The organism is Roseateles sp. GW821-FHT02E12 (assembly GCF_059421665.1).
Genome location: NZ_JBWKVK010000001.1, coordinates 657,098 through 676,203 on the forward strand (window position 1 = coordinate 657,098; position 19,106 = coordinate 676,203).

General features: G+C 68.1%; 16 protein-coding genes. 5 read left to right on the forward strand and 11 right to left on the reverse strand.

Annotated features, from left to right (window positions below; genetic code table 11):
* Positions 1-66 precede the first annotated feature (66 nt).
* Genes AC07V5_RS03080 through pbpC form a run of 3 tightly spaced genes read right to left on the reverse strand, consistent with a single transcriptional unit; the run spans position 67 to position 4,139 of the window.
* Positions 67-1,533, reverse strand: coding sequence for a hypothetical protein (locus AC07V5_RS03080; protein WP_495114108.1), 1,467 nt, complete (start codon positions 1,531-1,533; stop codon positions 67-69).
* A gap of 51 nt (positions 1,534-1,584) precedes the next feature.
* A complete protein-coding gene (locus tag AC07V5_RS03085) occupies positions 1,585-1,803 on the reverse strand; it encodes a SlyX family protein (protein ID WP_495114109.1) in 219 nt (72 codons plus the stop codon).
* Between the two features lie 5 nt (positions 1,804-1,808).
* A complete protein-coding gene (gene pbpC / locus AC07V5_RS03090; RefSeq protein ID WP_495115657.1) occupies positions 1,809-4,139 on the reverse strand; it encodes a penicillin-binding protein 1C in 2,331 nt (776 codons plus the stop codon).
* Positions 4,140-4,283: 144 nt separating this feature from the next.
* Between pbpC and AC07V5_RS03095 the strand changes: the two genes are divergently transcribed.
* On the forward strand, positions 4,284-5,891 hold the full coding sequence (locus AC07V5_RS03095; protein ID WP_495114110.1) for a DUF4331 domain-containing protein: 1,608 nt from the start codon (positions 4,284-4,286) through the stop codon (positions 5,889-5,891).
* A 23-nt stretch (positions 5,892-5,914) separates the two neighbouring features.
* Positions 5,915-6,451 carry a PEP-CTERM sorting domain-containing protein gene (locus AC07V5_RS03100; RefSeq protein ID WP_495114111.1) on the forward strand — a complete coding sequence of 179 codons (537 nt, stop codon included), beginning with the start codon at positions 5,915-5,917 and terminating at the stop codon, positions 6,449-6,451.
* Between the two features lie 65 nt (positions 6,452-6,516).
* On the opposite strand, the gene AC07V5_RS03105 is transcribed toward AC07V5_RS03100, so the two are convergent.
* The gene (locus AC07V5_RS03105; RefSeq protein WP_495114112.1) at positions 6,517-6,891 is read right to left on the reverse strand and encodes a YfeK family protein; all 375 of its coding nucleotides are present in this window, start codon (positions 6,889-6,891) and stop codon (positions 6,517-6,519) included.
* 75 nt (positions 6,892-6,966) lie between these two features.
* On the opposite strand from AC07V5_RS03105, the gene AC07V5_RS03110 reads away from it, so the two are divergent.
* Complete coding sequence (locus AC07V5_RS03110) at positions 6,967-8,070, forward strand: aromatic ring-hydroxylating oxygenase subunit alpha (protein WP_495114113.1); 1,104 nt, start codon at positions 6,967-6,969, stop codon at positions 8,068-8,070.
* 14 nt (positions 8,071-8,084) lie between these two features.
* Here the strand turns inward: AC07V5_RS03110 and AC07V5_RS03115 are convergent, their stop codons facing one another.
* Genes AC07V5_RS03115 through AC07V5_RS03125 form a run of 3 tightly spaced genes read right to left on the reverse strand, consistent with a single transcriptional unit; the run spans position 8,085 to position 9,444 of the window.
* Positions 8,085-8,780, reverse strand: coding sequence for a hypothetical protein (locus AC07V5_RS03115; protein WP_495114114.1), 696 nt, complete (start codon positions 8,778-8,780; stop codon positions 8,085-8,087).
* Positions 8,781-8,798: 18 nt separating this feature from the next.
* The gene (locus AC07V5_RS03120) at positions 8,799-9,203 is read right to left on the reverse strand and encodes a type II toxin-antitoxin system VapC family toxin (RefSeq protein ID WP_495114115.1); all 405 of its coding nucleotides are present in this window, start codon (positions 9,201-9,203) and stop codon (positions 8,799-8,801) included.
* 7 nt (positions 9,204-9,210) lie between these two features.
* A complete protein-coding gene (locus tag AC07V5_RS03125) occupies positions 9,211-9,444 on the reverse strand; it encodes an AbrB/MazE/SpoVT family DNA-binding domain-containing protein (protein ID WP_495114116.1) in 234 nt (77 codons plus the stop codon).
* Between the two features lie 297 nt (positions 9,445-9,741).
* Here AC07V5_RS03125 and AC07V5_RS03130 point away from each other — a divergent pair, with 297 nt between their 5' ends.
* On the forward strand, positions 9,742-10,332 hold the full coding sequence (locus tag AC07V5_RS03130; protein WP_495114117.1) for a hypothetical protein: 591 nt from the start codon (positions 9,742-9,744) through the stop codon (positions 10,330-10,332).
* Between the two features lie 247 nt (positions 10,333-10,579).
* Here AC07V5_RS03130 and AC07V5_RS03135 read toward each other — a convergent pair whose 3' ends face one another.
* From AC07V5_RS03135 to AC07V5_RS03150, 4 genes are read right to left on the reverse strand one after another with little or no spacing between them, the layout of a single operon-like run.
* Positions 10,580-15,655: an alpha-2-macroglobulin family protein gene (locus AC07V5_RS03135; protein WP_495114118.1), complete on the reverse strand. Its 5,076-nt coding sequence runs from the start codon at positions 15,653-15,655 to the stop codon at positions 10,580-10,582.
* 41 nt (positions 15,656-15,696) lie between these two features.
* A complete protein-coding gene (locus AC07V5_RS03140) occupies positions 15,697-16,500 on the reverse strand; it encodes a head GIN domain-containing protein (protein ID WP_495114119.1) in 804 nt (267 codons plus the stop codon).
* A complete protein-coding gene (locus tag AC07V5_RS03145; RefSeq protein ID WP_495114120.1) occupies positions 16,497-17,240 on the reverse strand; it encodes a LytR/AlgR family response regulator transcription factor in 744 nt (247 codons plus the stop codon). Before AC07V5_RS03145 ends, AC07V5_RS03140 begins: the two co-directional genes overlap by 4 nt.
* Entirely contained in the window at positions 17,237-18,328 is a 1,092-nt protein-coding gene (locus AC07V5_RS03150) for a sensor histidine kinase (RefSeq protein WP_495114121.1), read from the reverse strand. Before AC07V5_RS03150 ends, AC07V5_RS03145 begins: the two co-directional genes overlap by 4 nt.
* A 158-nt stretch (positions 18,329-18,486) precedes the next feature.
* On the opposite strand from AC07V5_RS03150, the gene ssb reads away from it, so the two are divergent.
* Positions 18,487-19,053 carry a single-stranded DNA-binding protein gene (gene ssb / locus AC07V5_RS03155; protein WP_495114122.1) on the forward strand — a complete coding sequence of 189 codons (567 nt, stop codon included), beginning with the start codon at positions 18,487-18,489 and terminating at the stop codon, positions 19,051-19,053.
* The last annotated feature ends 53 nt before the right edge of the window (positions 19,054-19,106 follow it).

Here is a 19,106-nt window from a genome sequence, read left to right on the forward strand (position 1 = left end):
CTGGATGTGCCTGGCGAAGGCCTGAGCCTCTGGCTCAGGCACGCAGGGTCTGTCCTCGGTCCGGACTCAGTACTTGGCGTTGGTCGGGAAGTAGTCCAGCCCGCCGGTATTCCAGTTGTACTTGTTCTTGTCCTTGTTGTTGCCCCGTGAACTCGCGGTGTCCACGACGATGGGCGTGACCTTGTATTCGGACTCGTCGAGCTGGTAGACAAAGGCCACGCCGCCGCTGCCACCGTCGACGTGGGCATGCCCCTCGAAGCCCACCTTGAGCACCGAGCCACCGATGGTGTTCGATTTCAATTGGCCCTTCTTCAGCAGGGCTAGCTGCTGCGAGCTCATGCTGGAGCTGGAGGTGCCGTTGCGGTAGACCACCGCATTCATCACCCAGGTGTGCGCCAGGTTGTAGACGTAGACCGACTTGCGGCCGGCCACGGTGTTCAGGTCGACGGCCGTGGTGGGCTTGAGGGCGTCGAGCATCAGCGTCAGGAGCTTGTCCTCGGCGTCGATGAGGGCGACAAAGGGCTCGTAGCGATCAGCGATCAGCACGGTGTCGGGCGCCTTGTCGGCCAACTGCTTGACCGCTTTCTCCAGCGTGTCCAGCTCCTTGCGCTTGACGCGGGCCACGGCCACGCGGTCCTTCTTGGCAATCTCCTTGGCCAGCGCCTCATGCTCCGCCTTCTGGTCGCGGAACATCTGCGCGAGGTCCGAGGCGGTGTCCAGCAGGGTCTCGACGACGTCGAGCTTGGCACCCTGCGTGGTCTCGTTGAGGGGTTCGGAGGCTTCCACGGCCGTGCGCACCGACTCGAAGGCCTCGTTGACGGCCTTGATGTGCTTGGCATGCAGCGGCGGCTTCTTGAACCGGTCGCGCTGGATCTCCAACGCCTTGATGCGCTTTTCCAGGGCCTCCGCCGTCGCGGCATGTTCATGCTCGATCAGCTCCAGCACCTTGATGACGCCGACCACCGCCGTGGCGGCTTCCTTGCCCGACTTCGCCTTGACCAGTTCGTCATACTCCTTGACGAGTGTGGTCAGGCGCAGTTTGTGGTTGTCCGCGGCGCGCTTGAGCCCAATGGCCACGCGATCCTTCAAGCCCTCGTACGCCTTCTGCGCCTTGTCGATCAGCGCCGTGTCGTCCTTGCTCGGCGCAGCGCCCTTGCCGGACGAAGCGACCTTGCTGAGCTGCTCCAGCGCCGCATCCACGTCCTTCACCCGCAGCACCGGCTTGCGGATGCTGGCGTCCAGCAGCTGCACCGTCATCGCCTTGTCAGTGAGCTGGCTGCCGATCTCGAACAGGAAGGCCTTCTCGGTCTCGGCGATCTTGCCGATCAGCACCTTGATGCCGGAGTCTTCCTTCTTCATCAGCGTGACCATGCCGGCCCCGACGTCGCCCACGAAGACGACGGCCGGCTGCTTGTCAGCGCGGTCGTAGATGTAGCGCAGCGGCACCGCAGCGCCCGCGCTGTCCTTGAGTTCGGTCTTGAGCAGGCGGGCGTAGTTCGCCGGCAGCAACAGGTCCAGTTTTGCGGTCGTCATGAGGGGCTCCTTGGGCCCCGTTGGTCACGCGCCAGCGCTGCTGGTTCCACTTCAATAGTGGGGGGGCAGTTCGTCGCGCAGGCTGCGAAAACCGCCCGGCTCGGCCGACGCCGCCTGGTTGCGCAGCTCCACAAGTTCTCGGATCAGGCGTTCGAGCTGATCCTGCTGGCGCACGATGACCTGGTTGAGCTGCTCGACCGTGTCCTCGGTGAAGCTGGCCTTGATCTCAAGATCGGTGATGCGCTGTTCCAGGGCTTGCAAGGTGTCCATGGACGCTATTGGGCCAGAAGCTGAAATTCGACCCGCGCCCAGTGCCCCAGGCCGTCCATGACCGTGAGCCGGTGCGGGCCCGCGCGTTCGACGCGCAGCGTCTGCGCGGCGGCGGCCGTGGTGCTGGCGGCCATCCACTGGCCGTCCAGCAGCCAGGTCAGGCCCTGCTGCGCGCCGATGGCCTGCAGCTTGAGCACGACCTCCCGCTGGCCCGGCGCCGGGCGCAGCACGGTGCCGGGCTCCAGCCCCACGACACGCAGGCGGTTGGCCACCAGTTGCTGCCCGGCGCAACCGGCACGCCAGGGCAGGCGCTCGAGCGGGTGGCGCTGCTCGGCATCCAGGAAGGGCCCCAGCAGCGCCGGCCAGCGCACGGCCTCTTGGCGCTCGGCCATGGGCGCGCAGCTGGGCTGCACGCGCTGGCCGGCTTCAACCCAGACGGGCTCGGCCAGCGGCCCGGGGCGCAGGCGGTCGGGCAGCGTGGGCGGCACCGCGCCGTCCAGCGTCCAGGCGGTGCGGCGCTGCAGGCATAGCGCGGGCTCGGTGGCCGATTCCGCCAGGCCCTGCGGCCAGCAGATGGGCACGGCGGCCACGCTGTCGGGCCGGCGGCGGGGGCCCAGCTGCTGGCGCGCCTCGGCGGGGCCGAGTGCGGCGGCCAGGTCGCGCAGCAGCGGCGCTGCCGAGTTGGCGCCGAAGTGGCCGGGATTGGGCGTGCCATCGGGCCGGCCTATCCACACGCCGAAGGTGTAGCGGTCCGTCACGCCCAGCGCCCAGGCGTCGCGAAAGCCAAAGGAGGTGCCCGTCTTCCAGGCCACACGCTGCGCGCTTTCGCGGAAAGGGCTGCCGGGCCGGCCACCGCTCTCCAGGATCTCGCGCACGATGAAAGCGGCGCCCTCGCTCATCAGCCGCGCTTCCTTCAGCGGCTCGTCCGGCGTGAGCCGCGGCCGGGCCGCGATGCCGCCGCGCGCCAGCGCCGTGTAGGCGCCAACGAGTTCCTCCAGCGACGTGCTGCCGCCGCCGAGGATGAGGCTCAAGTTGGGCGCCGCGTTGGCCGGCATGCGCAGCCGCAGGCCCGCATGGCGCAGCCGGCCGGCAAAGCGCTCGGGGCCGAGGCGGTCGAGCAGGTCGACGGCCGGCACGTTCAACGAGCGCTGCAGCGCCTCGCTGACGCTGACCGGGCCGGAGAAGTCGGCCTGGAAGTTGCCCGGCGCATAGCCGCCGAAGTTCTGCGGCGCGTCGATGAGCAGGCTCTCGGAATGGATCAGCCCTTCGTCCAGCGCCATGCCGTACAGGAAGGGCTTGAGCGTGGAGCCCGGCGAGCGCTTGGCGCGCACCATGTCCACATGGGCGCCGCGGCGGGCGTCGGTGAAGTCGGCCGAGCCGACATAGCCGCGCACTTCCAGCGTGCGGTTGTCCACCACCAGGGCCGCCAGCGAGACGGTGTCGGGCAGGCTGTTGAGGCGGTCCGTCAGCAGCTGCTCCAGGCGAGCTTGCAGGCCGGCGTCCAGCGTCGTCTGGATGACGGCGGCCGTGTGGCCTTGGCGCCTGGCGTCCTGGCGCAGGCGCTCGGCCGCCAGCGGTGCCAGCCAGCGTGCGCGCAGCGGCGGCGCGAAGACGCGCTCCAGCTTGGCGTCGGCTACGTCGGCCTCGCTCCAGATGCCCAGCGTCTGCATGCGCGTCAGCACCTTGTCGCGCGCCGTCTGCGCAGCTGCAACGGCCCGATCCGGTCGCAGCCGCGTGGGTGACTGCGGCAGCGCAACGAGCAACGCGGCCTCGGCCTTGGACAGGTCGGCCGCACCTTTGCCGAGGTAGGCGCGGCTGGCCGTCTCCACGCCCTCCAGCGGCCCGCCCATGGGCGCGAGGTTCAGGTAGAGCGCCAGGATCTCGCGCTTGCTCAAGTGCAGCTCCAGCTGCAGCGCGCGGGCGATCTGGCGCAGCTTGGCCGGGATGCTGCGGCCGGCAGCCTTGTCGTCCACCAGCCGAGCGACCTGCATCGTCAGCGTCGACCCGCCCGACACGATGCGCCCATGCCGCGCCCATTGCCAGCCCGCGCGCGCGAGGGCCACCGGGTTCACGCCCGGGTGCCAGCGGAACCAGCGGTCTTCGTAATGCAGCAGCGCCTCGACGTAGTTCGGCGACACCGCCTCGGGCGTCGTCGGTTGACGTTGCGCGCCGTCGTCACCCGGCCAGGCGCGCAGCGGCGTGCCGTCCGCGGCGAGGACGGTCAGCGTGGGCGACTCCGCCGCCGGCTGGGGCAGCGGGCAGGCGAGATCGAGCACGAGGACGGTGGTGAGCAGGCCGGCGAGCGCGAGCTCGGCGCGGCGGCGGGTGATGCGCATCGGCATGCCGAAGACGATAGCCGACCTGACCCCCCTAGCTTGACCCAAGCGGCCTTGCATCCACGCGCCATGCGCTGCGTATGAGAGGAGCCGCAGCGCTGATTGTTTCCATCTGTTTGCGGCCCATCACGAACAGGAGCCTCCATGAAACTCTCATCTCGCGCGCCCACCGTAGCGCTCATCGCCGCAGGCGTCCTCGCCAGCATCGCCGCTCTGCCGGCCCATGCCTCCAGCCACCGCGAAGCCCCGTCGATCGGCGGCATGCCGCGCCTGGATGGCACCGACTTCTACATGTTCAACAGCTATGAAGGCGTGGCCGCCAACGGCACGGGTGGCCGTGCCGGCTACGTGACGCTGATTGCCAACTACCTGCCGCTGCAGGACGCCTACGGCGGCCCCAACTACTTCAAGCTGGACCCGAACGCGATCTACGAGATCCACATCGACAACAACGGCGACGCGCGCGAAGACCTCACCTTCCAGTTCAAGTTCACCAACACGCTCAAGAGCATTGCCCTGCCCATCGGCAACCAGATGGTGCCCATCCCGCTGACCCAGGCCGGCACCGTCAGCTCGCCCAACGCGGCCAATCTGAACGTCAACGAGAAGTTCAGCCTCACCCTCGTGCGCGGTGACCGCCGCACGGGCACGGCCACCCCTGTCGCCAACCCGGCCGGCGGCACGCTGTTCGACAAGCCCGTGGACAACATCGGCACCAAGACGATTGCCGACTACCCGGCCTACGCGGCCCAGCACATCTACACCGTCAGCCTGCCCGGTTGCGCCATGCCCGCCAAGGTCTTCGTCGGCCAGCGCCAGGAGGCGTTCGCGGTGAACCTGGGCACCATCTTCGACCTGGTGAACGCGCCGGTGGGCGTGCTCATCGACCGCGCCGCGATCAACGCCGCGGCGGCCAATTCCATCCAGGACAAGAACGTCACGTCGCTGGCGCTGGAGGTGCACAAGAGCTGCCTCACGCAGGGCAACGAGACCGTCATCGGCGCGTGGACGACGGCCAGCGTGCGCCAGAGCCAGATCGTCAACGCCGCACCGCCCAGCGGCTACGACACGGCCGTGAAGACCGGCGGCGCCTGGGTGCAGGTCTCGCGGCTGGGCAACCCGCTGGTCAACGAAGTCGTCATCGGCCTGCCCGACAAGGACAAGTTCAACGCCTCCTCACCCTCGGGCGACGGGCAGTTCGCCACCTACGTGACCAACCCGACGCTGCCGGCGCTGCTGTCGGCCGTGCTGCCCATCGGCAACGCCGCCCCCACGAACCTGCCGCGCCTGGATCTGGTGACCACCTTCCTGACCGGCATCCCCGGCGTCAACCAGCCGGCCAACGTGGTGGGCTCGGAGATGCTGCGCCTGAACACGGCGATCGCGCCGCGACCGTTTGCGATGCAGAACCGCCTGGGCATCGTCGGCACGCTGCGTGACGGCGACAGCCCGGCCGACCTGGCCGGCTTCCCCAACGGCCGCCGGCCCAAGGACGACGTCGTCGACGTGTCGCTCGCCGCCGTCATGGGTGGCCTGTGCTGGTTGAACAACGGCGGCGCGCTGTTCGGCGCTGCCTGCAACCGCGCCGCGGTGCCGCTGGGCGCCACGTCGCTGGAGCTGCACGACGCCGTCGACCAGGCCGTCGTGCCGCTGCTGCCCGGCTTCCCTTACCTCAACACGCCGAACCCGGGCGCGGGCGCCGCTGCAAGCACTGCGGCCACCGCCAACGCCATGCGTCGCGCGGCGCGATGAGCACACCCACCAGGAGCACAGCCATGAATCGTTTCCTCGGTGCCGTGGCCCTCGCGGCCGCGATGTGCAGCGGTGGGGCGGCACACGCCGGCCTCATCAACTTCGACAACCCCGGTGTGGTCGACATCGACAACAACACCGGCATCGCCACCTACGGCGAGGCGGGCTTCGTCTTCAGCGGCCCGGCCGCGAGCTTCCTGCCGCTGGACGGTGGGCTGGTCGGCGGCTTCGACACGACGCCCTTCACGCTCAGCCTGCTCGGCGGCGGCGCCTTCGGGCTGCAGTCGCTGGACGTGGCGGCCTATGACCTGGGCTTCGGCCCCGGCATGCTGTTCGTTTCCGGCCTGCTGGGCGGCACGCAGGTGGCCTCCCTCAGCGTCGACCTGGCCAGCCCGGGCAGCGTGTCGTTCGACAGCAGCTGGGCCAACCTGACATCCGTCAGCTTCTCCGCCACCGGCGGCTTTGCACTCGACAACATCAGCACGGTGCCCGAACCGGGCAGCTTCATGCTGGCGGGTGCAGGGCTGCTGCTCATCGCGGCAGCGCGCCGACGCCGCTGACCTGCACGGCGTCGTTCAGGGGGCGGCTGCGGCCGCCCTTTTCCGTTGCAGTGGCGCCGGAATACTCAGCGCGTTGGCGCCGAGGCCGCGCGCACCGCCTGCAGCTCGGCCGTCAACCACTTGGCGCTCTCGACCGGCGCCTTGCCCGCGCAGCGCACCTGATACGGCTTGCCGCTCACGCTGCTGGTGGCCGCGCCGCGCTCGATGAACTGCTCGGCCGTCTGCACCATGCCCTTGCCTTCCAGATAGTCCAGCTTCTTCAGCAGATGCGCCTTGGCTTCGGCGCCGGCATACCAGCTGCCGTTGCGGTTGAACTCGCAACCGGAGGACTGCAGTCGCGTCAGCAGCGCATCGACCTCGGCACGCGCGGCGGGCGGAAGCGGGGCGGCGGTTGCGGTGACGGCGGCGAATGAAATCAGCAGGGCGAGAACGGTGCGCATGCTCCGGATGCTACGAGTTCCGCACGAGGACAAACACGTGCCCGGCCACAGCCGCCACGGGCGTAAAACCGGTGCATGAGCGACACGCAACACCGCTGGCAAGTCCACCCCGAGGTCGCCCGCGCCGAGACGCTGGACAAGGCCTTCTACCTCGACCCCGCCGCGCAGCGCCTGCAGCACGAGCGCGTGCTGGCGCGCAGCTGGCAGTGGCTCGCCGACCTGCATGGCGTGCAGGCGCCCGGCAGCCTGCAACCCGAGACGCTGCTGCCCGGCAGCCTGGACGAACCCCTGCTGCTGGCACGTGACGCGGCCGGTGCGCTGCGCTGCCTCAGCAACGTCTGCACCCACCGCGGCAACCTGCTCGTACAGCAGCCCTGCCAGGACGCGGCGCAGATCCGCTGCGGCTACCACTCGCGCCGCTTCGAGCTGGACGGGCGCATGAGCTTCATGCCCGAGTTCCAGCAGGCGCTGGACTTCCCTCGCCCCTGCGACAACCTGCCGCGCGTCGCGCTGCAGGACTGGGGCGGCCAGGGCTTCGTCGCGCTGGAGGAGCCGCTGGACACGTTTGACGCCTTCTTCGGCCCGGCCATGCAGCGCCTGCACTGGCTGCCGCTGCAGGACTTCCGCCTGGACGCCAGCCGCAGCCGCGACTACGAGTTCGACGCGCATTGGGCGCTCTACGTGGAGAACTACCTCGAAGGCCTGCACATCCCCTTCGTGCACCCGGGCCTTACGCAGACGCTGGACCTGAGCCAGTACCGCTACGAACTGCACGAGTGGAGCAACCTGCAGCTGGCGGTGGCGCGGGCCGATGAGACGGCGTTCGACCTGCCGCCCGAGGCCGCGGAATTCGGTCAACGCATCGCCGCCTATTACTGGTGGGTGTTCCCCAACCTGATGCTGAACTTCTACCCCTGGGGGCTGTCGCTGAACCAGGTCACGCCCATCGGCCCGGCGAGAACGCGGGTGCGCTTTCGCAGCTACGTGTGGAAGCCCGAACTGCTGGGCAGCGGCGCCGGTGGCGCTTTGGATGAGGTCGAGATGGAAGACGAGGCCGTCGTCATGACGGTGCAGCAGGGGCTGCGCTCACGCTTCTATCAACACGGGCGCTACTCGCCGACGAGGGAGCAGGGGGTGCATCACTTTCATCGGTTGATTGGGCGGGCGATGGCGGGGTGAAGCTGATGGCGCCGCTATCCGGCGCCTGATTTGGACGCAGCCATTCCTTGCTGCAGGTCGATCTCGTGTTCGCCCTGATACAGGGCGAGCAGAGAAAGCTCGGGCGTGGGCACCTGGTACTTGTGCGCCTGTCGGATCCGGACGGACGTGTAGAGCACAAGCCCAAGCAGCGCCACCGCCATGCCGGCGATCACAATGCCCAGCCAAGCCGGCGCAGGGATCCACTCAGCGATCACTGCGACACCCATGCCGGCCTCGGCCAGGGCCAGCAGCAGGCAGACACCCCGCACGATGGCGCCAGCAGTCCACTGAATCGTGAATGCGCCGCGACTGACCGTTGGCGGAATGCGGGTCCTGATGTTCCACAACCGATAGCCCGCGCTGTCGGCACCCAGCATGTACTTGCGGGTCTCGACCATGATGTCGCCGTAGGCGTTGAGGACGAAGCCGATGCGGACGATGTTGGCCCAGATGAAGAAGGAAAAGACGAACAGCAGCACGCAGAAGACAGACAGCGCACCGGTCAACAACGACGGCTTGAACTTGTCGAGATCCTTCAGCAGCGTGACCAGGAAGCCGCCGGAGGTCAGAACGACTGTGGCGAAGAAGGCGAGATATTTCGTCCGCGTCTCCTCCATGTGCCGGTAGTGCGTCCAAGCCTGGGTCGCTTCCGCCAGCAGATAAGCCTCGGTCTGATTCTTCAGTTTCATGGTGCTCCTGGGGCCGCCTCAAACCAGCAGTTCGCCACGCGGCAACATCGCAGCGCCGGCATCGAAGGTCACGAATCTCGTCCGCCCCATCTGAGCCGCGCGAGCATTGAGCAGGCAATCGGCAAAGTCGGCGCTAGGGTGCTGGGTCCAGATATACAGCGCTTCTTCGACGGTGGGTTCGTGCTCGAAGTCGACGCCCTCGCTTTCAAGCAACTGCGCAAAAGCCGCGGCAATCGAGGCCTTGTCGAGCTTGTAGCGGCTGCGCAGCACCCACTCGGTTTCGAGCAGCGCGCCGAGCACGATCAGCAGCGACTCACCAGCAGCTTCGGCCTGCTCAACAAGGCGCTTGGCCGCGTTGAACTGCGCCACGTCGTCGCGCACCAGCAGGCGCACGAGGACATTGGTGTCGATGGCGATGCTCAAGGGGCACTTACCGCATCAACCGTGGAAGACGCTTCATCTCATCCACGCCGACCGCCGGCTGGCCAGGTCGCGTCAGGCTGCCGGCGAGGTCTAGCAGGCGGCGCGTCTTGGCGCGCATGACAACGGTGCCATCGCTGAGCGCAGTGAACACGAGCTTGTCACCCGCCTCCAACCCCAAGCGCTCTCGGATTTCCTTGGGGATGGTGGTCTGGCCCTTGGCGGTGAGAGTGGCGTCGGCCATAGCTATTCCTTTCGAATAAGAAGATCGTAAGGAATTAGACGCCTCTCGGCAAGGGCCGCCACCAAGGTCAGTACTCACCCGTCGATCGTCAGCGCATGCCCCGCCATCCCAAGACAATCTCACCTACATGGCAGAAGAAGCTCGATATTTCACATCCCATCCTTAACAATCATCTCTATCTAGTTGATTTAATTGAATTTCCCAGATAAAAATACAAAATGGATGGGATGTGCTGAAGAAAAAGCTTGCGCCATCCCGTCGGCCAGCTTTAGACTTGGTCAACGCTTGGGGACCTTTATGACCAACTTCAGCAAACTCAACCTCAACCAGTTCTTGGACATGGCTGTGCTGAAGGGCTTGGTGAACACGAACACCGGCGGCGCATGGAAGGCAGCGGTAAACAAAGTCCTGGGTGATCTCACCGACGATGACGACGTTCAGAACATCGATGTGCACGACGCAGTGATCCGCTACAACAACAAGTTTCCAGGGGACCTAACACCGGATTCATTGAAGAAGTACGAGCAGCGTGCGTCGATGGCCATCGAGCAGTTCGTGAAGTACAAAACCGATCCGATGAACTACCGGTCGCCCTCTCGTGGCATTAAGAGCGGAACCGGCGGCGAAGCGAAAGCAAAAAAGAAATCCGTTGAGTCAAAGGCAGTTGCGCCTTCCGGCAACGGCGCCGCGTCGAGCGGCCATCCTCCGAACCTTCACGTAGGAAAACCCGTTGACCCCGGGCTTCACATTCCCTTCCCGCTTCGGCCTGACTTTGTTGCGCAAATTCACATACCGCGCAATCTCAGCACCGACGAGGCCAAACGCCTGAGCGTATTCATCCAAGCGCTTGGACATGACGCTCCCGCGTCCACCGGGGGCAGCCAGTGACTCTGAAAGGCGAAGGGCCGATCGTTCCACCGATCGGCCCCTCTAGTGCAACTTTGTCCCGCGAGGACAGCGCAGTTCGTGCGCTTGATCGAGCGAAAGGATGGGTGACGTCAGTGACTATCAGGAGGTCCTATCGCTGACTGCGCCGTTGCGAAGCGCAGCTGTTCAACTTTACTTCACCGGCCTTGCAGTACCTGCTTGGCCGGTTTTTCTATTGGCCAAGGCATGCTGCTGCAAGCGGGCAACGTCACTTCTTGTCTACCACCGTGATCTCCCCCTCCGCCTTCCCAATCCCCCTCACCTCCGGCCTATACATATCCTCCGCAAACGTCGCCGGCACCACGTACTTGCCCGGCGTCACGGCGCGCACGAGGTAGAAGACGTCCAGCGTCTGGCCCAGCGCCGCGGCGGCCACGAAGCGGTCGTCGCGGTACTCCATGTGGACGATGCGTTCGTTGGCGTTGGCCTGGGCGATGTTGACCCCCTCCACCGTGAACTCGCCGGCCTTGGGGCCCTGGCTGAGGTTGAGGTTCTCGATCTCGAAGCCGGCCGGGATGCGGTCCACCACCAGGCCGTCCTTGATGGACTGCGAGGCCTTCACGCGAAGGCGGACCACGAACATCTCGCCGGTGGTGAACTGCCGCGCCGTCACCGGCTTGCCGTCGGTCGTGAACATCGCGCGCTCGACCGAGATGCGGTCGCTCGTGGGCGCCAGTGGCTTGGTCGGGTAGCCCTGGGCGGTCACGTCGAGGTAGAGCGGCGCGGTGCCGTCGTTCTTCAGCGCGATGCCGGACTTGAGCTGGGCCAGCGCAAAGCTCTGCTGGCCCACGCCGCTGCCGGTCCAGGGGTCGGCCTTGGCGCCCACGCTCAACGCGGTCTTCCAACCCTCGTCCTTCGCCGAGCCGTTGGTGGCGGCCTGCACGGCGAGGAAAAGGGCCAGGCGCTCCTGCGTGGAGTAGTAGTTGCGGCGGCTGAAGTCGTCGGACAAATCGAACAGCAGGTTCTCGCGCTTCTCGTGCGCAACCTTGTGGCGCAGCAGCAGCGCATAGGCCAGCGCCCGGTCGCGCACGCGTGAGCCGTAGTCGCCCAGCCATTGGCTCCACCAGTAGTTGTTCGGGTCGTCGGGCTGGTAGCCGTAGCCGCGCTGCATGGCGTCGTCCAACGCCACCTTGGCGCGGGCCTCGTCGCCCATCAGCTTCAAGGCCAGGCTGAGCTGCACCAGCGGCAGCGGCGACAGCGCATGGCTGCGGTACTGGTCGTGCAGCGTGCGCAGCGTGGCCAGCGGCGCCTTCTGCTCGCGGGCCAGGATGTAGCCGGCATGCGCTCCTTCAGCGAAGCGCTGGTGGGCGATGCGCAGCGTCTCGGCGTCGCGCCAGTCGGCGATGCGGCCCTTGTCATCGCGCTTGGGGTCCTTGGCCGGCGCGGTTTGCTGGGCGGGGGCGCGCTGGAACTGCTCCAGCAGGTTGTCCAGCGAACGCTTGAGCATGGCCTCGGGCACGGCGAAGCCGGCGTCGCGCGAGTCCTGCAGGAAGCCGGTGACGTAGGCGCTCAGCCAGCCCTCGTAGGACCCGCTGGCCGCCCACAGGCCATAGCCGCCCTTGGGCTGCTGCATGCTGGCCAGGCGGGCGAAGGCGCTGTCCAGGCGCTTCGCGCGTTCTTCTCGAGAGCCCGGCTTCAGGCCCCAGCGCTTGGCGGCCTCGTCGTCGATAAACACGAGCGGGTAGGCGCTGGACGTCGTCTGCTCCAGGCAGCCGTAGGGGTACATCAGCAGGCCTTGCACCTGGTCCTTGATGTCGATGGGCGGCGTGTTGGATACGCTCAAGGCCACGCTGGCCGAACCGGCCCAGAAGGCGTCGAGCAGCGCCTTGTCCAGCGCCTGCGTGGTGCCGGGCTCCAGGCGGATGCGGCGGCTCTCGCGCACCAGCGGCGTGGCGGGCTGCACCTGCAGCGCGGCTTCCCGCGTGATGCTCAGCGGGCCTGCCGTCACCTTCACCTCGATGGGCGCCAGGCCCCAGGCGTCCAGTGCCTCCGCCTGGAAGCGCAGGATCTGGCGCTGCTTGTCGGCGAGCTTGATCGACTCCACCGCACCCGTGATGCGCACCGGCCCGCTCGACGTGACCGACACCTTCACATCCTGCGGCGCACCGCTGAGGTTGGTGACATCCAGCGCGATGGTCGCCTTGTCGCCCGGCGACACGAAGCGCGGCATGTTCAGCTCGGCCACCAGCGGCGCGGCCACCACGGTCTCGGCCTGCGCCGAGCCATAGCTGTCCGCACTCGACACGACGGCCATCACCCGCAGCGTGCCGTTGAAGTCGGGCAGCTTCAGCTGAATCGTTGCCTCGCCCTTGGCATCGAGCAGCACCGGCCCGCTGAACAGGTCCACCAGCAGCACCTTGCGCGGCATGGCTTGGGTGTCGCGCTTGCCGGCGTCGCCGCCGAAGCGCTGCTTGGCCGTGTTGCCTTCCATCTTCTCGATGAGGCGGCCGTAGAGGTCCAGCATGTCGGCACCGTAGCGGTGCTTGCCGAAGAAGTAGTCCTGCGGGTCGGGCGTCTTGTAGTTGGTGATGTTCAAGATGCCCACATCCACCGCCGACACGGTGACGATGGCGCCCTTGCCCGCGAGCTGCGGCACCTTCACGGTGACGGGCAGCGCCGTGGACGGCTGCGTCTTGGCCGGCACGGTGAGCGCCACCTTGGCCTTGCGGTCTTCGCGGTTGAGCGGCAGGTGCACCAGGCCCAGCGCGCGGGCGGGCGTGACCTTGTCACCCTGGCTGCCGGGGCGGAAGGCGGCGACGGTGATGTAGAGGTCGTGCCGCGCCCAGCTCGCATCCACCGGGATGTCCAGGTCCGTGCCGCTGGCCTTCACGCCGATGCGCTTGGTCCACAGCACGCGGTCGCCTTCCACCGTGACGATGGCCTCGCCATCATGCGGCGGCTTGATGGCCAGCTTGGCCACGTCGCCCGGCTTGAAGGGCGCGCCCTGCAGCTTGAGCTGCACGCGGTCGGGCCGGTTGCCGATGTCGTCGGCGTCCTGCGCGCCATAGCCGGCGTAGAAGCCGTAGCGCAGCGCCAGGCCGGTATCGGGGTCCATCACCTCCAGGCGGTAGCGGCCCCAGCGCACGGGCAGGGCGATCTTGGTGCGCTCCTTCAGCGCCAGGGTGCGCGCCTCCACCAACTCCTCGTTGACGTTGAAGCCGGAGTTCCAGCCGCGGCCGTCGTCATAACGCCAATACCACTGGCGCTCTTCGTAGATGAGCTTGAGCTGCACTTCCTTGGCGGGCTTGAAGGCACCGGTGGCGTCCACGCGCACCAGCTCGAACTCGGCCAGGCCGTTCTCGGGCGACACGTTGCGGTCGAACAGCGGCCGCGCGCCGACGAGCACCGGCGCGGGCCACCAGCTGCGCTCCAGCGTGCGCACCACGGGCCGCCCGCCGCTCTCCAGCAGGCTGAAGGCCGCGCGGATGCGCATGGGGCTCTTGCGCTCGCCAAAGGCCGTGGCGATGGTCATGCCGGCCTTGCCTTCGGCGTCCAGCTCCTGTTCGTCCAGGTCTTGCCGGTTCTTGGCCTTGTCGTCGGCCAGGTCGCCAAAGATGAAGCCCGGCAGCTTGGCCGGCAGCGGCATCAGCAGCCGCTCGGAGTACGCGCTGCCCTGCAGGCGGTTGCCCGCGGCGGGGGCGCCGTAGAGATAGTCGCCCTGGGCCTGCACGGCCACGCCGGCCGTGCCCGTGAGCGTGCCCTCGGGCGCCGTCAACGCGAGCTTCATGCGCTCGGGCAGGAACTCCTCGACCTTGAAGGCCCACTGCGCATCAGGCTGCTTGGCGCCGGGGTCGATGCGGGCCTGCACGGTCCAGCCGCCGGTGGGGGCGTCGGCGGGCAGCGTGATGGCCTGCTGGTAGTAGCCGGCGCCTGTCTTGCCGGGCTGCACCAACTGCTCGACGAGCTTGCTGCCATCGGGCTTCTTGACCGTCAGCGTGACGGGCAGCGGCTTGGGCAGCGGCTTGCCGTCGGCATCGCGCGCCAGCACCGACACCTGGAAGTTCTCGCCCGGCCGGTAGAGGTCGCGGCCGGCGTAGACGAAGAGCTTGTTGCTGCGCGAGGGGTGGCCGGTGGCGTCGAACTCGCTCAGGTCCAGCGCGGCGTCGCGCAGCGACAGGATGGACATTTCCTTGCCGCCTCGGCGCGCCAGCACGGCGCGGGCCTTGTCGCTGCGGCCGGTGAACACGGCATGGCCGTCGCCGTCCGTCTGCGCTTGCGCGAGCGCCTTGCCGGCCTCGTCGACGAGGCTCAGCTCCACGCCCGACAGCGCGCCGCCGCTCTTCAGCGACGTGGCGAACACGTCCATCTGCGCCGCATGCCGGCGCAGATGCAGGCCGATGTCGGTGACGTAGTAATGCGTGACCTGGTAGTCCCAGCCGAAGCGACCCGGCTGGTTCATGATGGCCACGTAGATGCCGGGCTCCTGCAGCTCCTTGATGCCCTCCACAGGCAGGAAGCTGACGTTGCGGCGGTTGGAGCGGGTGTCGGTCGTGAAGCGGCCGATGTAGACGCTGTCGCTCATCGCGCGCAGCTCATCCAGCACCCAGCCGCCCACGGTGCCCTTCAGGCGCCGCTGGTTGTCGCTGTAGCCGTCCTGGTAGTAGCCGCCCTCGCCGTCTTCCTCGCCCGAGTTGACGTTGCGCTCGCGGCGCCCGCCCACCTGCTCCAGGAAGGCCGGCAGCGACGCGGGCTTGATGCGCAGGAACTGCACGTCGACCTCGGGCGTGTTGATGGTCACGACCGGCAGGCCACCGTTCTGGCCGGCCGGCAGCACGAGGCCGCGGCTGGCGAAGTAGTAGCTGTCGGGCATGGCCTCGCTGACGGCGTCGCAGGTCTGCGCGGTCGCGAGCTTGGCGCCGGCCTTTGCCGCCAGCTGGGCGTTGAACGCGAAGCGAAAGCTGCGGTCCGGCGTGACGAAGGGCAGGTAGAGCACGCGGGGGTTGTCGCCCAGCACCCAGCGGGCGGCCAGCGGCTTGAAGCTGGCGTCGGGGGGCGGCGTCTTCTTGTCGCCTTCCACGGTGGGCGCAGCGCCTTCCTGGGCGGTGACGAGGGCGCCGAAGTCTTGCTTGCCGTCCAGCGGCTGCGTGAAGCTCAGCGCGATGGCCGGCGCGCCGTCGAAGAGGCGGGCCTTGCAGTCCAGCAGCGCGAAGGCTGCCTGCTCGCCACCGATCTCGGCACTGCTGGGCGGGGCTGGCTGGCCCAGCTTCTGCGACGCCCACCAGCCACCGCCCACCACGGCGCCCGCACCCACCAAGGCCATGACGGCCTTCTTCCACGCAACCATGAAAGCACTCCCTGCAATGTGCCGGGGAGTTTAGGCAGCGATCAGCGGCCGTCCACGGAAGCTTTCTTCTCGCCGGTCTTTTCACCCTTGGCGCTGATCGACCCCATGCCCGACACCGAGCGCTGCACCTGCGGGTTGCCGAAGTAGTCCACCGAGCCGATGCCCGAGATGTGGGCCGAGAGGTCGTCCGTCACCCAGAGCACGACATTGCCGATACCGCTGACGCTGACGCGCGCACGCTGGGCCTGCAGCCTGTCTGCAATGACCTTGCCCTTGCCGGAGATCTGCAGCGCCAGGTCGTCGACGCGGCCGCCGAGCTGGCCGTCGCCGGCGCCCGAGATCGCAAAGATGAGCTGCTTGGCCTGCAGCTGGTCCAGCCGCGCCGTGCCGGCGCCGCTGATGCTGAGCTTGAGCTGGTCGCAGCGCAGCGGGCCGGGCGCGTGCACGTCGCTGGCACCGGAGATGGACAGCTGGCGCAGGTCGCGCATCTCCACCTGCACGAAGAGCTTGTGGCTGTGCCAGAACTTCCAGCCGCCGGTGGGGCGGATGACGAGCTGGCGGTCGGCCAGCTCGACCTCGACCGTCTTCTGCACCTCGGCGTCACCGGCGATGAAGGCCTGGTCTCGCTCGCCCTGCACGACAACGACGCGGGCTGCGCCAGCCAGCTCCAGGCGGTCGAAGGCGCCCGGGGCGTAGACCTTGCCCGGCCCGGCGGGTGGCGCTGGCGGCGCCGGCAGCGGGGCTGGAGCCATGGGTGCAACCGGGGCCACGGGTGCCGTAGGCGCTGTCTGGGCCTGGGCCAGGCCAGCGGCCAACAGCAGCGGCAACAAACGAAGCTTGTTCATAGCGACTGCTCCCTCAACATCTTGGACACCTCGCGGTTGGCCGTGATGCGCGTGCCGTCACGCAGCTGCACGACGAGCTGGGAGTTCTCGTCCGGCGTCATGCTCTCGACGAAGTCGAGGTTGACGATGCAGCCGCGCTGCACGCGCAGGAAGCGGGCCGGGTCCAGCCGCGTCTCGAAATCGGCGATGGGCAGGCGCACGAGGAAGCTGCGGCCCTTGCTGGTGATGGCGGTGTACTTGTTGTCGGAGCGCAGGCACTCGATGGCGTCCACCTGCAGCGGGAAGATCTTGCCCTGGTCGCGCACCAGCAGCCGCGTCAGCGGGGCGTCGGCCGGCGCGCCCAGGGCCTGTGCCACGTCGGCGGGGCTGGGGGCGGCGTCGCGCAGCACATGGGCCACCGCCTCGTCGAAGCGCTCGCGCGAGAAGGGCTTGAGCAGGTAGTCCACCGCGTGCAGCTCGAAGGCCGTCAGCGCGTGCTGGTCATAGGCCGTCGTGAAGATGATGCGCGGCTGGTGCGCGTCGCCCTGCAGCGCCTGCACCACCTGCAGGCCGGTGAGGCCGGGCATCTGGATGTCGGTCAGCACGAGGGCGGGCTTGAGCGCGCGGATCTGTTCCAGCGCGTCTTCGCCGTCTTCGCACACGGCCACGAGCTGCAGGCCCGGCGTGGCCTTCACCCAGTCGGCCAGCGCCTCGGCAGCCAGGTGTTCGTCTTCGGCGATGAGAACGGTGGTCGTGTTCATAGCTGTGGAATGAAGAGGTCGACGCGGAAGCCGGCGCCGGGAGCGGTGTGGATGCGCAGGCGGGCCTGGCCGTCGTAGTCCAGCGCGAAGCGTTTCTTGAGCGCCGCCAGGCCCACGCCGCGGCGCTGGCCTGGCTTGGGTTCCAGGGCCTCGGGCTCGCAGCCCGGGCCGTCATCGGCCACGGCCAGGTCCAGGCCATGGTTGAGCGCGTTGCGGCGCGCGGTGATCGTCACGCGGCCGCCGCCCTTGCGGTTGGCCACGGCGTGCAGGATGGAGTTCTCCACCAGCGGCTGCAGCGTGAGCGGCGGCAACTCGTCGGCCATCACGCGCTCCTCCAGGTCCCAGTCCACGCGCAGGCGGGAGCCCAGGCGCAGGGCTTCCAGGGCCAGGTAGTCGCGCAGGAAATCGATCTCGTCGGACAGCATCACGCGGTCGTCGGCGCCGCGCTTGGTGTCCAGCACGTAGCGCAGCATGGACGCGAACTTCAGCAGCGAGGCCTCGGCGGCGGCGGGGTCCTTGCGGGTCAGCGCGATCAGCGAGTTCAGCGTGTTGAACAGGAAATGCGGGTTCAGCTTGCCGCTGATGGCCGACAGCTCGGCCTTGGCCAGCGCGCTCTCGGCCTGCGCGGCATGCACGGCCGCCGAGCGCGCCGCGCGGGACTGCAGCACGGCCGTGAAGGCGGTAGCGATGGTGGCGTAGACCACAAAGCCCCAGACCGAGCGCCACAGCAGGCCGGCCAGCAGCACGGCGCCGGCGTGGTCGGTGCCGAACAGCGCGGCGTTGACGCAGAACTCGCCCGCCTGCCAGAGCGCCGCGAAGGACAGCGCCGCCATCCCATGCGCCAGCGCCGTCGCGGCCGGGCCGGCGTCGTTGGCATGCAGGCGGCGCGCCACCGGCCAGACGGCAACGCCCAGCAGCATCGGCGCCCACAGCATGGTGGTGGCCTGGTAGACGGCCAGCCAGAAGGGGTCCAGGCCCCGGTCGAACTCGCTACCAGCCAGCACGAACAGGCACCAGGCCAGCGCGCAGCCACCGGCATACGCCAGCCAGAGGCGGCGGTTGCTGTGGGGGTGGCCCGAGGAGTTCATGGCTTCATCTTAGGGAGGGGCGCCAGCCCGGCGGCGGGTGGGGAGACGAAGTGCGGGCCCCGAGGTGCGGGATGCGGTCTCCGGGGTGTTGCTGACAAGGCCCGCAGACCCTCCCCGGCATAATTCGCACCCTTCCCCATCGAATTCGGACGAGCGTCATGGCCAGCGTCAACAAAGTCATCATCATCGGCAACGTCGGCAAAGACCCCGAAGTTCGCTACAACCCCAGCGGCGGCGCATGGGTCACCCTCAGCCTGGCCACCACCCGCAACTGGAAGAACCGCGAGAGCGGCGAGCGCCAGGAAGAGACCGAATGGCACCGCGTCGTCTTCAACGACCGCCTGGCCGAAATCGTCGGCGAGTACGTCAAGAAGGGCCGCCCGCTGTACGTCGAGGGCCGCCTGAAGACCCGCAAGTGGCAGGACAAGGAAGGCCGCGACACCTACACGACCGAGATCATCGCCAGCGAAATGCAGCTGCTCGGCGGCCGTGATGGTGGTGGTGGCGACGAAGGCGGCGGTGGCGGCAGCTACAGCCGTGGTGCGGGTGCTGGCGGTGGTGAAGGCGGCGGCGGTGGTTACAGCCGCGGCGGTGGCGACGAGGGCGGTGGCCGCCCGGCGGCGCGTCCGGCGGCGGCTCAGCGTCCGCCCGCACCGCGTGCACCTGCCCCGGCGCCCAAGGCGTCGACGGGGTTTGACGATATGGATGACGATATTCCGTTCTAGGATCGAACTTAGTCAATTCGTAAACAAAGGCCCGGACGGCAACGTCGCGGGCC

Bases quoted from the DNA above. Each gene is read 5' to 3' on its own strand.
- AC07V5_RS03080 (WP_495114108.1), bottom strand. From the start codon at position 1,533: ATGACGACCGCAAAACTGGACCTGTTGCTGCCGGCGAACTACGCCCGC.
- AC07V5_RS03085 (WP_495114109.1), bottom strand. From the start codon at position 1,803: ATGGACACCTTGCAAGCCCTGGAACAGCGCATCACCGATCTTGAGATC.
- pbpC (WP_495115657.1), bottom strand. From the start codon at position 4,139: ATGCGCATCACCCGCCGCCGCGCCGAGCTCGCGCTCGCCGGCCTGCTC.
- AC07V5_RS03095 (WP_495114110.1), top strand. From the start codon at position 4,284: ATGAAACTCTCATCTCGCGCGCCCACCGTAGCGCTCATCGCCGCAGGC.
- AC07V5_RS03100 (WP_495114111.1), top strand. From the start codon at position 5,915: ATGAATCGTTTCCTCGGTGCCGTGGCCCTCGCGGCCGCGATGTGCAGC.
- AC07V5_RS03105 (WP_495114112.1), bottom strand. From the start codon at position 6,891: ATGCGCACCGTTCTCGCCCTGCTGATTTCATTCGCCGCCGTCACCGCA.
- AC07V5_RS03110 (WP_495114113.1), top strand. From the start codon at position 6,967: ATGAGCGACACGCAACACCGCTGGCAAGTCCACCCCGAGGTCGCCCGC.
- AC07V5_RS03115 (WP_495114114.1), bottom strand. From the start codon at position 8,780: ATGAAACTGAAGAATCAGACCGAGGCTTATCTGCTGGCGGAAGCGACC.
- AC07V5_RS03125 (WP_495114116.1), bottom strand. From the start codon at position 9,444: ATGGCCGACGCCACTCTCACCGCCAAGGGCCAGACCACCATCCCCAAG.
- AC07V5_RS03130 (WP_495114117.1), top strand. From the start codon at position 9,742: ATGACCAACTTCAGCAAACTCAACCTCAACCAGTTCTTGGACATGGCT.
- AC07V5_RS03135 (WP_495114118.1), bottom strand. From the start codon at position 15,655: ATGGTTGCGTGGAAGAAGGCCGTCATGGCCTTGGTGGGTGCGGGCGCC.
- AC07V5_RS03140 (WP_495114119.1), bottom strand. From the start codon at position 16,500: ATGAACAAGCTTCGTTTGTTGCCGCTGCTGTTGGCCGCTGGCCTGGCC.
- AC07V5_RS03145 (WP_495114120.1), bottom strand. From the start codon at position 17,240: ATGAACACGACCACCGTTCTCATCGCCGAAGACGAACACCTGGCTGCC.
- AC07V5_RS03150 (WP_495114121.1), bottom strand. From the start codon at position 18,328: ATGAACTCCTCGGGCCACCCCCACAGCAACCGCCGCCTCTGGCTGGCG.
- ssb (WP_495114122.1), top strand. From the start codon at position 18,487: ATGGCCAGCGTCAACAAAGTCATCATCATCGGCAACGTCGGCAAAGAC.